12 protein-coding genes are annotated in these 15,315 nt (G+C 66.2%); 9 read left to right on the top strand and 3 right to left on the bottom strand.

The genetic code is table 11. From position 1 onward, the window contains the following. The first annotated feature begins 168 nt into the window (after positions 1–168). Positions 169–1,734 carry an ABC transporter substrate-binding protein gene (locus tag RIE31_11630; GenBank protein MEQ8641234.1) on the top strand — a complete coding sequence of 522 codons (1,566 nt, stop codon included), beginning with the start codon at positions 169–171 and terminating at the stop codon, positions 1,732–1,734. 193 nt (positions 1,735–1,927) lie between these two features. Then, positions 1,928–3,955, top strand: a complete 2,028-nt coding sequence (locus RIE31_11625) for a CocE/NonD family hydrolase (GenBank protein ID MEQ8641233.1) — start codon at positions 1,928–1,930, stop codon at positions 3,953–3,955. Between the two features lie 24 nt (positions 3,956–3,979). On the opposite strand, the gene hemN is transcribed toward RIE31_11625, so the two are convergent. The 3 genes from hemN to metC all read right to left on the bottom strand — a co-directional run bounded on the left by hemN (position 3,980) and on the right by metC (position 7,231). Beyond that, positions 3,980–5,344 (bottom strand): oxygen-independent coproporphyrinogen III oxidase, encoded by a 1,365-nt coding sequence (hemN, locus tag RIE31_11620; GenBank protein MEQ8641232.1) that lies wholly within the window; start codon positions 5,342–5,344, stop codon positions 3,980–3,982. An 88-nt stretch (positions 5,345–5,432) separates the two neighbouring features. After that, positions 5,433–6,044: a pyridoxamine 5'-phosphate oxidase family protein gene (locus RIE31_11615; protein ID MEQ8641231.1), complete on the bottom strand. Its 612-nt coding sequence runs from the start codon at positions 6,042–6,044 to the stop codon at positions 5,433–5,435. Then, positions 6,041–7,231 carry a cystathionine beta-lyase gene (metC, locus tag RIE31_11610; protein MEQ8641230.1) on the bottom strand — a complete coding sequence of 397 codons (1,191 nt, stop codon included), beginning with the start codon at positions 7,229–7,231 and terminating at the stop codon, positions 6,041–6,043. The genes RIE31_11615 and metC overlap by 4 nt, the downstream gene beginning before the upstream one ends. Positions 7,232–7,343: 112 nt before the next feature. Between metC and RIE31_11605 the strand changes: the two genes are divergently transcribed. From RIE31_11605 to ccoG, 7 genes are all read left to right on the top strand, one after another. Further along, positions 7,344–8,423 (top strand): malate/lactate/ureidoglycolate dehydrogenase, encoded by a 1,080-nt coding sequence (locus RIE31_11605; protein MEQ8641229.1) that lies wholly within the window; start codon positions 7,344–7,346, stop codon positions 8,421–8,423. A gap of 82 nt (positions 8,424–8,505) precedes the next feature. Beyond that, the gene (locus tag RIE31_11600; GenBank protein MEQ8641228.1) at positions 8,506–9,828 is read left to right on the top strand and encodes an MFS transporter; all 1,323 of its coding nucleotides are present in this window, start codon (positions 8,506–8,508) and stop codon (positions 9,826–9,828) included. Positions 9,829–10,011: 183 nt separating this feature from the next. Then, entirely contained in the window at positions 10,012–11,655 is a 1,644-nt protein-coding gene (ccoN, locus tag RIE31_11595) for a cytochrome-c oxidase, cbb3-type subunit I (protein MEQ8641227.1), read from the top strand. Positions 11,656–11,666: 11 nt separating this feature from the next. Next, complete coding sequence (ccoO, locus tag RIE31_11590) at positions 11,667–12,389, top strand: cytochrome-c oxidase, cbb3-type subunit II (GenBank protein MEQ8641226.1); 723 nt, start codon at positions 11,667–11,669, stop codon at positions 12,387–12,389. A gap of 42 nt (positions 12,390–12,431) precedes the next feature. Next, the gene (locus tag RIE31_11585; protein ID MEQ8641225.1) at positions 12,432–12,674 is read left to right on the top strand and encodes a cbb3-type cytochrome c oxidase subunit 3; all 243 of its coding nucleotides are present in this window, start codon (positions 12,432–12,434) and stop codon (positions 12,672–12,674) included. 2 nt (positions 12,675–12,676) lie between these two features. Continuing rightward, complete coding sequence (gene ccoP, locus RIE31_11580; GenBank protein ID MEQ8641224.1) at positions 12,677–13,588, top strand: cytochrome-c oxidase, cbb3-type subunit III; 912 nt, start codon at positions 12,677–12,679, stop codon at positions 13,586–13,588. Between the two features lie 170 nt (positions 13,589–13,758). Then, on the top strand, positions 13,759–15,300 hold the full coding sequence (ccoG, locus tag RIE31_11575; protein MEQ8641223.1) for a cytochrome c oxidase accessory protein CcoG: 1,542 nt from the start codon (positions 13,759–13,761) through the stop codon (positions 15,298–15,300). Positions 15,301–15,315: the final 15 nt, after the last annotated feature.

Genomic DNA, 15,315 nt, shown 5'->3' with positions numbered 1-15,315 from the left:
TGTATTCAGATACCAGCCTTTGAGTCGGCGCCATGGTGGGCGGATTGGCTCTCGGCATGATTACCTGTGGGTCTGCTCCGATTCCGCATTGTCTGGCGCTGTAAACGCGCCCATGATTTCCGTTCAGGAATAAAAAGTGCACTGTCTGAATCCATCGGGGGCATGGCCATGAAGACTCTTGAGATATCGAGACGGCAGGTACTCGCGGGAGCGACAGCGGTCGGCGCTGGTGTCCTGGCGAGCGGGTTAACGGGACGAGGCATTGGCGAGACGGCGGCGGCGGCGACAGATCAACCTGTCGCGGTCCGCATGGCGCGGGACATTCAGGTGCTGGATCCCGGCTATATGGTCGGTGGCGCGGAGTACGTCACCCAACTGGCCGTGCTGCCGGCGCTGGCCCGTGTCGCGCCGGGCGATGAATGGCAGTGGCAGCCGACGGAGTTTGTCACCCGGCTGGAGCAGACCGACGATCTCAACATTGCCTTCGCGCTTCGACCCGGGCTGATGTGGTCGGGAGGCCATGGCGAATTCACGGCGGACGACGTCAAATATTCGATTGAGCGGCTCAAGGAATCAGAATGGTCCGGGCGCTGGGAGGCGGTAAGCCATGTTGAGGTCACTGACAAATACAATGGCGTAATCGTTCTGAACTATCCCTTCGCGCCAATCTGGCTGACGGCGCTGGCTGCGGCTTCGGGCGCCATCGTCAGCCGCTCGGCGACGGAAGCGGTCGGCGGCCAATTCACGACGCAGATTCCCTCGACGCTGGGTGCCTTCACCCATGAGTGGACACCCAATCAGCAGATCACCTTCACGCGCGATCCGTCCTGGACGGCCCGTCCAGCCGAGTTCGCGGTTGTGAACTATCTGCTGGTGGAGGACGACAACGCAGCAGAGCTGGCGTTCGAGGCCGGTGAGGTCAACCTTACGGAGGTGACCCCCTCGACGGCCGAACGCTGGCGCGACAATCCGCCCCGCAACTCAGTTATGAAAGCCATCGCCGGCCAAGGTTACACCTGGATGGGCATGAATACCGAACATCCGAAATTGCAGGATGTTCGCGTGCGCAAGGCCATTCAGCGGGCCATCGACCCGTCGGTCATTCTGCAGGCGTCCTATGGCGGGATGGCGCCGCGGTCGAACGGTATCGTCCCGCCGGGGCTGCTTGGGCACCGGACCTCCACCGCCTACGCCTACGATCCGGATGAGGCCCGCCGACTGCTGACGGAGGCCGGGGTGAGTGATCTCAGCCTGACGCTTCAGGTTCTCAACCAGCAGAAAAATGTGACATCAGCACAAATCATTCAGCAGCAACTGGCTGATATCGGCATCGCGGTTGAAGTGATCCCGCTGGACGCCGGCCCCTTCTGGAACATGGGGCAGGAATCCAAGGGCGATGCATACAAGGACCTGCAGCTGTGGATCATGGGCTATTCAGCGACGGCCGATCCGTTCGACCATTTTCAGTGGTTCGTAAGCTCGCAGGTCGGCGTCTGGAACTGGGAGCGGTGGTCGGATCCCGAATTTGACGCCCTGTATGAGCAGGGGACCAGGGAAACCGATTCGGCGAAGCGCAACGAGATTTATACGCGACTCGGCGACATCATGGAGGATACGGGCGCCTATGTCTGGATCACCCACGAACCGGCCATCCGCGCCTGGAGTCGCTTTGTCGGTGATCCTGTAGGCCCCGGCGGCGCCTATAACTTCGCGCTCATGACCTATCAGGGCTAGGACCGGCCCGTGGCCCGCCCGCCGCCGCTGGCCGGCGGCGGGGTTGTGTTCACGGCCCGACGCAGCGAGCCGGGTGAGGCCGGCTTCATCGGCCAAGGCTTGACGACTCGGCGGCCAGCCTTCTCAATCCCGGTTCATAGCCGGATTCCGCGAGGCCGATCCGCCGCCGCGGTCACAACAGGGGACCTCCATCATGCTTTATCGCCAGCCAGAAGACCTGCCGCACGGCGTGCGCGAGATCATGACCGAGTGGATCACCCTGAAGGACGGCACCAGGCTGGCGGCGCGGCTGTGGCTGCCGGAAGAGGCGAGCGCCGCCGCGCCGGTGCCGGCAGTTCTGGAGTATCTGCCCTACCGCCGGCGTGACGGCACTACCGGCCGCGACTCCGTCACCTATCCCTGGCTGGCTGGCCACGGCATTGCCGGTGTGCGCGTGGATGTGCGCGGCACCGGCGATTCCGAAGGCGTCATCCTCGATGAGTATGACCGACCGGAGTTGCAGGACGCGGTGGAGGTCATCGCCTGGATCGCCGCCCAGCCGTGGTGCACCGGCAATGTGGGCATGTGGGGCATAAGCTGGGGCGGGTTCAATTCCCTGCAGGTGGCGGCGCTGCGGCCGCCGGCCCTGAAGGCGATCATCACCATCGCCTCCACCGACGACCGCTATCACGGCGACTGCCATTTCATGGGCGGCTGCTGGATCGACGGCAATATGGGTTGGGGCAACCAGTTCTTTTCCAACACCACCCGGCCACCGGATCCCACGGTGGTGGGCGAGCGCTGGCGGGCCATGTGGCTGGACCGGCTGGAGAAGATGACCCTGCCGATGGAGATATGGCTGCACCACCAGCGGCGCGATGATTACTGGCGTCACGGCAGCGTTTGCGAAGACTATTCGGACATTACCTGTGCGGTCTATGCGGTGGGCGGTTGGGCCGACGGCTACACCAATTCCGTCTTTTCCATGATCGAGAATCTGAGTTGCCCGAAGAAGGCGCTGGTGGGTCCGTGGGCCCACGCCTTTCCCCATATGGCGCGGCCGGGGCCGGCCATCGGCTTCCTGCAGGAGGCAAAGCGCTGGTGGGACCACTGGCTGAAGGGCGAAGATACGGGCGTGATGGACGAGCCCATGCTGCGCCTGTGGATGCAGGACCATGTGCCGCCGCGACGGAGCTATGGCGAATGGCCGGGCCGCTGGGTGGCGGAAACCGCCTGGCCGCCGCCGGGGCTGACGCCGGCCACATTGTATCTGGGCGCCGACGGACTGAGCGACGGGGAAACCGCGGAAAGCGTACACAGCGCCACCACGCCGCAGGAGCTTGGGTTGAAGGCCGCCGACTGGTGCCCGTACGGCCGCGGCCCCGATATGAGCGATGACCAGCGTAGCGAGGATGGGCTGTCACTGTCCTTTGATTCGCCGCCGCTGGCGGAGCGCATGGAGATACTGGGCGCACCGGTGGTCACCCTCGACCTCAGCGTCGACCGGCGACAGGCGTTTGTTGCCGTGCGGCTCAACGATGTGGCGCCGGACGGCAGCTCACTCAGGGTTTCCTATGGCCTGCTCAACCTGTCCCACCGTGATGGCAGTGAGTTTCCGCAGGCGACTGAGCCTGGCAAACGCTATCGTGTGCAGGTCAAGCTGTGCCACATCGCCCACGCCTTCCCGGTCGGTCACCGTGTCCGCATCGCCGTATCTACCACCTACTGGCCCATCGCCTGGCCATCGCCGGAACCGGTGGCGCTGACCCTGTATGGCGGGAAAAGTGAGGTCCGGCTGCCGGTGCGGCCGGCGGATCCGGCGCTGGACGACAGCCTGGAGCCGTTTGCGCAGCCGGAAGCGGTGGCGCAGAACGCGCATGTGGCCCTGCGCACACCGGAACCCTTCCATCGCACGGAGTTCAACTCCGTGACAGGCGAGACGCGCTATATCCGGCGGCGTGACCGGGGCCGCACCCGCCACCTGGACGTGGACCTTGAAGAGGATGTGGGCGGCTATCTGACTCATTCGATCTTTGAGGGTGACGCGCAGTCGGCCTCCAGCGAAGCGGAGCAGACCCATCGCTTCCTTCGCGGCGAATGGGATGTCAGGACAAGCATCCGTTCGCACCTGACGGCGACCAGTGAGGACTTTTTGCTGCGCGCCAGCGTGGATGCCTATGAGGGGGAAACGCGGGTCTTCAGCCGGACCTGGAACGTACGGGTGCCTCGCGATCACCAGTAGGGCCCGGGCCACCCCGGCATGGGCTCAGACAGCGCGGGAGTGCTGGCGCGGGCTGGCCGGCAGGTAGGCGTCGAAGGCCGCCGCCGCGGCGCGCACCAGGAACCAGGCATCCTCGGCGACCGACACGCGGTTCCCGTCGAGACGGACAATGCCGTCGGCGGCCAGCGGCTGCAGCCGGCTCAGTGCATCGGCCGCAACAGTCGTGTCGCGACCATGGCGGCGGCATACGGCCGCCACGTCGACGCTCATATCGCACATGATGCGCTCAATCAGATCGCCACGCAGACGGTCCTCGGCGCTGAGCTGGTAGCCACGGGCGGTGGCCAGGTGACCGTCGGCGATGTGGGCGGCATAGCGTCCCATGGGCACATGATTCTGCACATAGCCGTGCGCCGTGCGGCCAATTGCCGATGCGCCGAGACCGATGAGCGTTTCGCAATCATCGACGGTATAGCCCTGAAAGTTGCGATGCAGCCGGCCGGTCGCGGCGGCGCGGGCGAGAGGGTCATCGGGAAGAGCGTAGTGGTCGAGGCCGATCCGCACATAGCCCGCGGCAGACAGCGCGGTGGCAATAGCTTCGGCCTGGTCCTGGCGGGCGCCGCCGTCAGGCAGCCATGACGGGTCAATTCGCTGCTGATGCTTTTTGAAGTCCGGTACATGGGCATAGCCGAAGACGGCCAGGCGGTCCGGCGCCATGGCGAGGCAGCGGGCGACCGTGTCCCGGCACGATTCAACACTCTGATGGGGCAGGCCATAGATCAGGTCGAAATTGATGGCGGTGACGCCTCTCGTTCGCAGAGCGGAGACGGCGGCGCTGGTCTCGTCCGGCGTCTGCAGTCGATTGATCGCCGTCTGAACGGCGGGGTCGAAGCTTTGTACGCCGAGGCTGGCGCGGGTGAAGCCGCAGTCGGCCAGGACATCGGCCATCGCAGAGGTCAGTGTGCGGGGATCAATCTCCAGCGCCACTTCCCCATCATCGGCGAACTGGAACAGGGTGCGCAGCACGGTCATCAGGTGGCGCATTTCGTCCGGCTGCATGATGGTGGGTGTGCCGCCACCGAAATGCAGGTGGCGGACAACCGGTGCAGTGGATATGCAGCCGGCGACCAGGCGCGCTTCCTGTTCCAGGGTCCCCACATAGCGGCTGACAGGCTCCGCCTTGCGGCTTACTTTCGTGTGGCAGCCGCAATACCAGCACATGGCCCGGCAGAACGGCACATGCACATAGAGCGACAGCGGCGTCCCGTCGCCTATGCCGGCAAGCCACCGGCCATAGACCGTATGGTCGACCGCATCGGTGAAATGGGGCGCGGTCGGATAGCTGGTGTAGCGGGGCAGGCGCGCGCCGCGCCAGCGGGCGACAGTTTCGCTGGTCATGCTCATGGGCATGATTTTATCACGCCGATGCTTGTGCGCCGGGAGCAGCGCCAATCGGTCGCAGCCCTGCACCATAGCCCGGTCCATTGTGGCGCCCGGCCTACCACATGGTGGCGGCGGCACGGCCCGGCCATTCCTGGTCATAGGGAGCGCCGCCGATCCTGTCGTCGCTGAGCGAAGCCAGAATCTGGCCGGGCGTCGGCAGGGTATCGGGGTCCGCATGGCGGGCCGGGTTCCACAGATCGGCGCGCAGGATTGCACGGGCGCACTGGAAATACACCGCCTGTACGTCCAGCACGATGACCGAGCGTGGAGCCTTTCCATCCACCGCAAAGGAGTCGCACAAGGCGCTGCCGGTGGCGAGATGGGCCCGACCATTGACGCGCAATGTGGTGCCGCTGCCCGGCACCAGAAACAGCAGTGCCGCGCGCGGATCGCGCACGATGTTGCGCAGGGAATCCACCCGGTTGTTGCCGCGCCTGTCCGGCAGCATCAGGGTTTGCCGGTCGGCAACGCGAACGAATCCCGGTCGGTCACCGCGTGGCGAGCAATCGAGCCCTTCGGGCCCGCCGCTGGCCAGAAGAACGAAGGGCGAGGCGGCGATGAACGCGCCATAGTGGTCGGTGATGTGATCCACCTCCTTGATGGTGGAAGTCTCGCCGGGTTGGCCGTAGATGGCCTCCAGCTCGGCAATGGTGGTGATGCGTGTCATGGGGCGTCTCCGGCGGCAGACAGGCGGGCCAGGCCGGCGGCAAGATCGGCCTGCAGATCGTCAGGGTCTTCCAGGCCGACGGCAAGCCGCAGGACCGGGCCTTCGGCGACCCATGATGTCACACTACGGTCGCGTGCAGGGTGAACCGGCAGAATCTGGCTTTCATAGCTGCCCCATGAGCTGCCCAGCGCGAAGACCGTCATGCCGTCCACCATGGCGGCAAGAGCGACGTCGGTTGCCGGCTTCAGGACCACGGAAAAGAGGCCCGAAGCGCCCAGCCAGTCGCGCTGCCACAGGCCATGGTCGTCGTGGCCCGGCAGACCGGGATGCAGCACCCGGGCCACCGCCGGCTGGCCAGCCAGCCAGCGGGCAAGCCGCAGGCCGCTGGCCTGGTGCCGGCGCAGCCGCACGCCGAGCGTGCGCAACCCGCGCAACGCCAGCCAGCAATCATCCGGTCCCACATTGGCGCCATGGTCGGTGATGCACTGACGCAGGGTTGCCGCCAGCTCGTGCCGCGCCGCGATCACGCCCATGCACAGGTCCGCATGGCCGCCGATATACTTGCTGGCCGAATAGACCGCTACGTCCACGCCATGATCGAACGGCCGGTAGAACAGCGGCGTAGCCCAGGAATTGTCCATGACCACACGTGCTCCGCCGGCGTGGGCGGCGGCGGCGATGGCGGGAATATCCTGCATCTCGAATGTATGGCTGGCCGGCGATTCCACATAGACCAGCCGCGTCGTCGGGCGCATCAGACCGGCAATGTGGCCGCCGGCGCGGGGATCATAATAGGCGACGTCCACGCCGGCGCGGCGCAGCCAGGTGTCGGCGAAGCGGCGCACCGGCAAATAGGCGGCATCGCTGATCAACACATGATCGCCGGCGCCGGCCAGCGCCGTCAGGACGTAGGCGAAGGCGGCGATGCCCGACGGCACGGCGAAGCACGCCTGCGCCTCGTCAATGGCGGCGAAGGCCTCTTCGAAGGCGTGAATGGTCGGCGTGCCACGACGGCCATAGACCGTACGCTTGCCGCCCGCATCATAGGCTGCCAGATTCTCCGCCATGGCCGCCATGGTCGGGTAGAGCACGGTAGAGGCGCGCAGCACCGGCGGGTTGACCACGCCGTGATGGGCAAACGGGTGCCGGCCGGCATGGGCCAGTATGGTATCGGTCTTGCGGACCATTGCGCGGCGGTCTCCCGGTTGCGACTGTGGACAGGCGCCAAGTCTGGGGGCAGGCACGGGCTGGCGCAATCGGGGCCGGGCCGGCGCAGGGCCGGAACAGGAGATGGCAGAAATGGCAGTGGTCTTGGGGCTGCGGGCAGACAATCTGGAAGCCTATGTGGCGGCCATCTTCCGCGCCCTTGGCTCGGACGGGAACGAGGCCCACCAGGTGGCGGCCCACCTGGTGGACGCCAATCTGACGGGCCACGATTCGCACGGGGTGGCGCGCATCCCGCGCTATGTGGGCTATGCCCGTGACGGCCTGCTGACCTTCAACGCCCGACCGAAACTCCTGCGTCAGTCGGCGACGCTGGCGGTACTGGATGGCGATGGCGGCCTTGGCCAGGCCATCGGCCACCGGGCCGTGGCGGAAGGCGTGGCCCGCGCCCGCCAGTCGGGTGTGGCGCTGGTGGCACTGACCAATGTCGGCCATCTTGGGCGCATTGGCGCCTGGGCCGAACTGGCGGCGGCCGATGGCATGGCCAGCCTGCATTTCGTCAATACCACGGGCGCCGGTATGCGGGTGGCGCCGTTCGGCGGCAGCGACGCGCGGCTGTCCACCAACCCCATCGTCATCGGCCTGCCGCGCCAGGACGCGCCGCCGGTGATCCATGACGCCGCCACGTCGTTCATCGCCGAGGGCAAGGCGATGGTCGCGCGCAGCCGCGGCGAGCCGGTACCCGACGGCGCGCTGTATGACGCGGCAGGCCGGCCGACGCGCGATCCGGCGGCGTTGTATACGGAGCCACCGGGGGCGTTGACAGCCTTTGGCCTGCACAAAGGCTCCGGCCTCAGCGTCATGGTTGATCTGCTGGCCGGAGCGCTCACCGGCGGCGGCTCCACCCGCGCCGGTGTGCGGCGACTGGCCAACAACATGCTGTCGGTCTTTATTCGACCGGACGGGTTGGGCGATCAAGCGGCCTATGAAGCGGAAGTCGGCCGGTTTCTCCACTGGGTCGCCTCGTCGCGGCCGCTTGTGCCCGGCCATCGGGTGCTTTTGCCGGGCGAGGTGGAGCGCGAGACCCGCGAGCGTCGCCGGCGCGACGGCATCCCCATGGACGAGGCAAGCTGGGCGGCGATCGGCCAGGCGGCGCAGGACGGCGGACTGGCGGCGGCGGAGAACGAGCGGCTGCGGGCAGCCGTGCCGGCCTGACGCCCGCGCTTGCGCTGCCGCCCCGGTTGAGCGCCAGATTGCGGGCGGCGCGCGACAGGCGGCCGCGCGGGCGGAGGACCCCATGACCATCAGCAGCCGGTTGGGCAGTATCGGCAGGGCGCTGGAGGACCGCAACTACCGCATACACACGGTCGGCTATACCGCGTCCTGGCTGACTTTCTGGGGACAGCGCCTGGCGACGGGCTGGGTGGCGTGGGAGCTGACCGGCTCGCCGTTCCTGGTCGGCGTCGCGGGCTTTCTCGATCTGGTGCCGGTGATCGTGCTGGGGCCGCTGTTCGCCGCCCTGGCCGACAGGCTCAACCGCCTGACCATGGTCATCATTTCGGCCTGGCTGGGGGTTGTCCAGGCGGCGCTTCTGGCGGCGCTGGCCTTCAGCGGGTCCATGACCTATGCCAGCCTGCTGGTGCTGGTGGCCATGCACGGCGTGGTCATCGCGCTCTACATGCCGTCCTTTTCCGGGCTGCTGCCCCATCTGTCGGCGAAGCGAAACCTGCCGGCGGCCATCGCCTTCAACTCGGCCATCGGGTCCACCGCCTTCTTTGTGGGCCCGGCACTGGCCACCTGGATGATCGCCGCCGACCCGGGCTATGCCTTTGCGTCCAACGCCGCAGGCTACGCCATCTATCTGGTGTCGCTGTACCGCCTGACGGTCAAACATGCGGCGGCGAGGCCCGCGGTGCGCCGCAGCCTGTTTGGCGATGTCGGCGACGGGGTGCGCTATGCGGTGGCGCACAAGGGCATCGGTCCGTTGCTGGTGCTGGCCTTCTTCGCCGGCCTGCTGTTTCAGTCGACCCAGAGCCTGATGCCGGTCATCGCCGACGGGGTCCATGGCCGCGGCGAGGCGGGGCTTGGCATTCTGCAGACCCTGTCCGGCTTTGGCGCGCTGGCGGCGGCGGTGTGGCTTTCGGTGCGCGGCCGGCTGGAGGGCACTTTGGCCCTGGTTCTGGCGGCTTTCGCCCTCTTCGCCGGCGCCGCCACGCTGTTTGCGCTGAGCCCGCTGTTCTGGCCGGCGGCGCTGCTCATCATCCTGTTCGGCGGCGCGCAAACCGTCTTTCGCACCGGCGCCATGACGCTTGTCCAGACCGCGGTGGACGACGCCATGCGCAGCCGCGTGGTCGGCGCGCAGCATCTGCTGCAAAGCGTCGCCGGGGCCGGTGGCGCGCTTGGCCTGGGGGCGCTGGCGGAGGTCATCGGCGTCGGACCGGCGCTTGCCACGGCCGGCATTGCGGCCGCAGCGGTGTTCGCGCGTGTCTGGCGCCGGCGGGCGGCCATGGCCCTGGCCCTGCCGTCGCGCGACGATGAAGAGGATAGCGGGCCGGGCGCGGCGACGGCGGTGGTATCGCCTCCTGCACCGCATGTGACACCTGGCCGGACGCGGGCATAATACGGCGCGACTGATCGGCGCAGGCAGCACGTACCGGCCGGAATTGATCTATGTCAGTCGCCTTGGGGGCTTGAATCGTTATAGCAGGGCGCTATTGAACGGAGCAGATCGCGGATCCGCCCTGCGGGCGGGCGGTTCGGGGCAACGGTTGCCGTTCAGAGTCAGGGTAAGGGGACAAGGCACATGCAGGCGACGGCAGTACATCCGGCAGCCAGTTGGCTGACCGGCGGGGCACTGATGATTGGGGCCGTGCTCGGGCTGATCCTGTTCGGCCGCGGTGACGATCCGGCCATGCAGTTCCATGGCCTTTTGTTCCTGCTGTTCGCGGTTGGCGGCATTTTCTTTCTGATCCGGCTGCACACCGCCGGTGGATCGGCGCCGCCGCGGCGCACCGGCGAGCGGCCCGACTATAATGATGCGGTGGTGAAGTTCGCCTCTCTCGCCGCTCTGTTCTGGGGAGTGGCGGGATTCGCCGTGGGCCTGGTGATCGCCTTGCAACTGGCTTTTCCGGTCCTCAACTTTGACCTGCCGTGGACCAGTTTCGGCCGGCTGCGGCCGCTTCATACCTCGGCGGTGATCTTTGCCTTCGGTGGCAACGTGCTGCTGGCCACGTCGTTCCATGTGGTGCAGCGCACCTGCCGCGCCCGTCTGGCCGGTGAAATCGCGCCATGGTTCGTGGTTGCCGGCTACAACCTGTTCATCCTCATCGCCGCCACCGGCTATCTGCTGGGCGTCACCCAGTCGAAGGAGTATGCGGAGCCGGAGTGGTATGCCGACATCTGGCTGACCCTGGTGTGGGTGGCCTATCTGCTGGTCTTTCTGGCCACCTTGTGGCGACGCAAGGAACCGCACATCTATGTGGCCAACTGGTTCTTCCTGGCGTTCATCGTCACCGTGGCCATGCTGCACATCGTCAACAACATGGCGGTTCCCGTGAGCCTGACCGGCGCCAAGAGCTATGTGCTGTTCGCCGGGGTCACCGACGCCATGACCCAGTGGTGGTACGGCCACAACGCGGTCGGCTTCTTCCTGACCGCCGGTTTCCTCGGCATCATGTATTACTTCGTGCCGAAGCGGGCCAACCGGCCGGTCTATTCCTACCGCCTGTCCATCGTCCATTTCTGGGCCATTATCTTTCTCTACATCTGGGCCGGACCGCACCACCTGCACTACACCGCCCTGCCGGATTGGGCGCAGACCCTGGGCATGACCTTCTCAATCATGCTGTGGATGCCGTCGTGGGGCGGCATGATCAACGGCCTGATGACCCTGTCCGGCGCGTGGGACAAGCTGCGCACCGATCCCGTCCTGCGCATGCTGGTCGTCTCCGTCGCCTTCTATGGCATGAGCACTTTTGAAGGCCCGGTCATGAGCATCAAGGCCGTCAATTCCCTGTCCCATTACACCGACTGGACCATCGGCCATGTGCACTCGGGGGCACTGGGCTGGGTCGCCTTCGTCAGCTTCGGCGCGCTTTATGTGATGATCCCGCAGCTATGGAAGCGGCGCGAGCTCTACAACCTGCGGCTGGTCAGCTGGCACTTCTGGATCGCCACCATGGGCATCCTGCTCTACATCACCGCCATGTGGGTGTCGGGCATCCTGCAGGGGCTGATGTGGCGCGCCTATGACAATCTGGGCTTCCTGGAGTTCTCGTTTGTGGAGACCGTCGAGGCGATGCATCCTTTCTATCTGATCCGGGCCGCCGGCGGCGCGCTGTTCCTCATCGGCGCCCTGATCATGGTCTACAACATCTGGCGCACGATCCGCGGTGACGTGCCGGAGCCGGCGGCGCAGCGTCGCCCGGCCGCCCTGGCGACGGCGTAGGGGAGGCGGACATGTTCAGCCACGCCCGCCTTGAGCGCAATTCCATCGTCCTGCTGATCGGCATCCTTGTCACCGTGGCGATTGGCGGCCTGGTGCAGATCACGCCGCTGTTCTACCTGGAAAGCACCATCGAGAAGGTGGAGGGCGTCAGGCCCTATTCGCCGCTGGAGCTGGCCGGTCGCAACGTCTACATCCGCGAGGGCTGCTACAACTGCCATAGTCAGATGATCCGCGCCCTGCGCGATGAGGTGGAACGCTACGGTCATTTCTCGCTGGCCGCGGAGAGCATGTACGACCACCCCTTCCAGTGGGGCTCCAAGCGGACGGGGCCGGACCTGGCCCGTGTCGGCGGGCGCTATTCCGACGCCTGGCACGTGGCGCACCTGGTCGATCCGCGCAGCGTGGTGCCGGAATCGATCATGCCGGGCTATCCGTTCCTCGCCGAGCGGCCGGTTCGGGTCCGTGACGTCGAAGCGCATCTGCGCGCCAACCGGGCGGTGGGTGTGCCTTATGACGATGCAATGATCGCGCAGGCGGCGGACGACCTGCGCGCGCAGGCCGATCCGGCGGCCGACGCCAGCGGACTGCTGGCGCGCTATCCCAAGGCGCAGGTACGTAATTTCGACGGCAATCCGGCGATGGTGTCGGAGATGGATGCCCTGATCGCCTATATGCAGATGCTGGGCACCCTGGTGGATTTTCAGACATTCGAGCTTGAAGACAATCTGCGCTGACCTTTGGCGACAGTGGCGGGGCGGGGAGCATGACGCGGCAATATGACCTATGACGGTGCACGGGCCTTCGCCGGATTCTTCGGCCTGTTCTTTTTCATCGCGCTGTTCATCGGCGTCCTGGTCTATGTCTTCTGGCCGCGCAACAAGGCCCGTTTCGAGCGGGCGGCGCGACTGCCGATGGAAGAGTCCACGGGCGAGCCGGGGGACGAAAGCGAAACCGATGGCAGCAATATTCGTCATGGCCGGCCAGGGTCTGACCGCCCAGTGTCTGATGGAGAGAGGTGAGCATGGCGCGACAGTCTGACCAACGCCGGTCCGATCGCGATCCGGGGCCGCGTGGCGAACACGCCGATGTGGGCACCAGCGGTCACGAATGGGATGGCATTCGCGAGCTGAACAACCCACTGCCGCGTTGGTGGACATGGACGTTCTACGCGACCATCGTGTTCGCCATCGGCTATTGGGTTCTGTACCCGTCGTGGCCGTTGATCAACAGCTATACCGAAGGCGTACTGGGTCACTCGCAGCGGGCGGAGGTCATGCAGGCCATTGCCAGCGCGCAGGCGGCGCAATCGGGCCTGCGCCAGGCGGTTCTGCAGTCCAGCCTGGAGGAAATCCGCCAGGACGGTGACCTCAGCCAGTTTGCCATTGCCGGCGGCCGCTCCGCCTTTGCCGTCAATTGTTCACAGTGCCACGGCCAGGGTGCGCAGGGCAGTGCCGGCTATCCCAATCTGAACGACGATTCGTGGCTGTGGGGTGGCAGTCTGGAGGCCATCGAGACAAGCATCCGCTTCGGCATCCGCAGTGACCATCCCGAGACCCGTCTCAACGACATGACCGCGTTCGGCACGCTGGACATTCTCAGCCGCGAGGAAATCGCCGATGTGGCCGCCCACGTGCTGGCCCTGTCGGGTCAGACGGCGGCGGACGGATTTGATCAGGCGGCGGCAGAACGCGGCGCGGTTGTCTTTGCCGAGCAGTGTGTCGCCTGTCACGGCCCGGCCGGCACCGGCGACCGGGAGCTTGGCGCGCCGGACCTGACCGATGCCCTGTGGCTGTATGGCGGCGACCGGGGGAGCATCATCGAGAGCGTGACGAACGGGCGCGCCGGGGTGATGCCGGCCTGGATTGACCGGCTGGACGAGGTAACGGTCAAGCAACTGGCGGTCTATGTGCACGCGTTGGGCGGCGGCGAGTAGCAACCTCTGAGCGAGCCGCCGTCAAAGGCCGGCCCGCCCTGCCGGCCCGGCGATGCGGCGAGGCTGATTGTCGCGGCGCCCCTGCCTTGAACGGATGCCGCCATTGGCCCAGATAAAGCACGGGACACTGGCGTGTTTCCCCTGTGTTTCGAGGCGCCAGATCGGGAGTCATGACGACAGAGATCGAAGCGCCCGTCGAAGCGGTCAACAAGGCCGATCAGCGGTCCCTCTACGCCAAACGTCAGGCGATTCGTCCGCTGGCGGTCCGTGGCACGTTCCGCCGCATCAAGTGGATCGTTATGGGGCTGACGCTGGCGGTCTACTACGGCACGCCATGGATACGCCTTGACCGCGGCGCCGGCGTACCGGATCAAGCGGTGTTGCTGGATATTCCGGCGCGCCGGTTCTTCTTTTTCTGGATCGAGATCTGGCCGCAGGAAATCTACTTCCTGACCGGTCTTCTGGTGATTGCCGCCCTGGCCCTGTTCCTTGCCACCGCCTTGCTGGGCCGGGTGTGGTGCGGCTATGCCTGTCCGCAGACGGTGTGGACGGATCTGTTCGTCCAGGTGGAGCGATTGTTTGAAGGCAGCCGCAACGCGCAGATCCGTCTGGCTCGCGCGCCGTGGGGTCCGGTGAAGATTTTCCGTAAGGGCGGCAAACATGTGGCCTGGCTGGTGATCGCCATGCTGACCGGCGGCGCCTGGGTGTTCTATTTTGCCGATGCGCCGAACCTGCTGGTGAGCCTGGTCACGCTGCAAGCGCCGTCGGTGGCCTACATCACCATCGCCATCCTGACCGGCACCACCTATCTGCTGGGTGGCCTGGCCCGCGAGCAGGTGTGCATCTACATGTGCCCGTGGCCGCGCATTCAGGGCGCCATGTTCGACGAGGACACTCTGATGGTGTCTTACCGCGCGGATCGCGGCGAGCCGCGCGGCGCCCACAAGAAGGGCGAGGCCTGGGACGGTCGTGGCCATTGCATAGACTGCAACAACTGTGTGGCGGCCTGTCCGATGGGAATCGACATACGCGACGGGGCGCAGCTCGAGTGCATCAACTGCGCGCTGTGCATCGACGCGTGCGACCGGATCATGGATCGCGTGGACTTGCCGCGTGGTCTGATCGGCTATGACACGTTCCGCCTGGCGGACGCCCGCGTCGCGGCGAAGGCGGCTAGCGCTCCGGCCGCCGTTCGCTCCGCGCCAACGTCCGGTCTGTCCGTGCCGAAGGCCTGGGGCGGCGGGCCGATGGCCTATCGTCTGGTGCGCCCACGCACCATCATTTACGCTCTGGCGCTGGGGCTGGTCTGCGCGGTCATGACTGTTGCCCTGTTGAGCCGTACGGACATGGAGGTCAATCTGCTGCGTGATCGAAATCCGCTCTATGTCACTCTGGCGGACGGGTCGATTCGCAATGGCTATACCCTGCGCCTGCTCAACAAGGCGCGGGAGAGCCGTGTTTTTGATCTGGCCATAGACGGCCTGCAAGGCAGCGAGATCGCGCTGGCGACGCCCGGCGGGCGTGATCTGGATAGCCTGGTGGTGGGCCCGGACACGGTGGAAAGCTACCGCGTCTTTGTCAGCGCGCCGCGCGCCAGCCTGCCGGATGATGGCAGCGCCGGGATTTATTTCATTGTCAGGGAACGGAGCAGCGGCGGCGCGCCGGCGACGACCTTGCGTCAGGGTACAAGTTTCAATGGCCCGCCTGGCTGATATGAGCGAGGTGGT

Source organism: Alphaproteobacteria bacterium, from assembly GCA_040218575.1.
GTDB lineage: Bacteria > Pseudomonadota > Alphaproteobacteria > JAVJRE01 > JAVJRE01 > JAVJRE01.
Note: the sequence above shows the minus strand (reverse complement) of the source record. Positions and strands in the feature narration are given on the sequence as shown.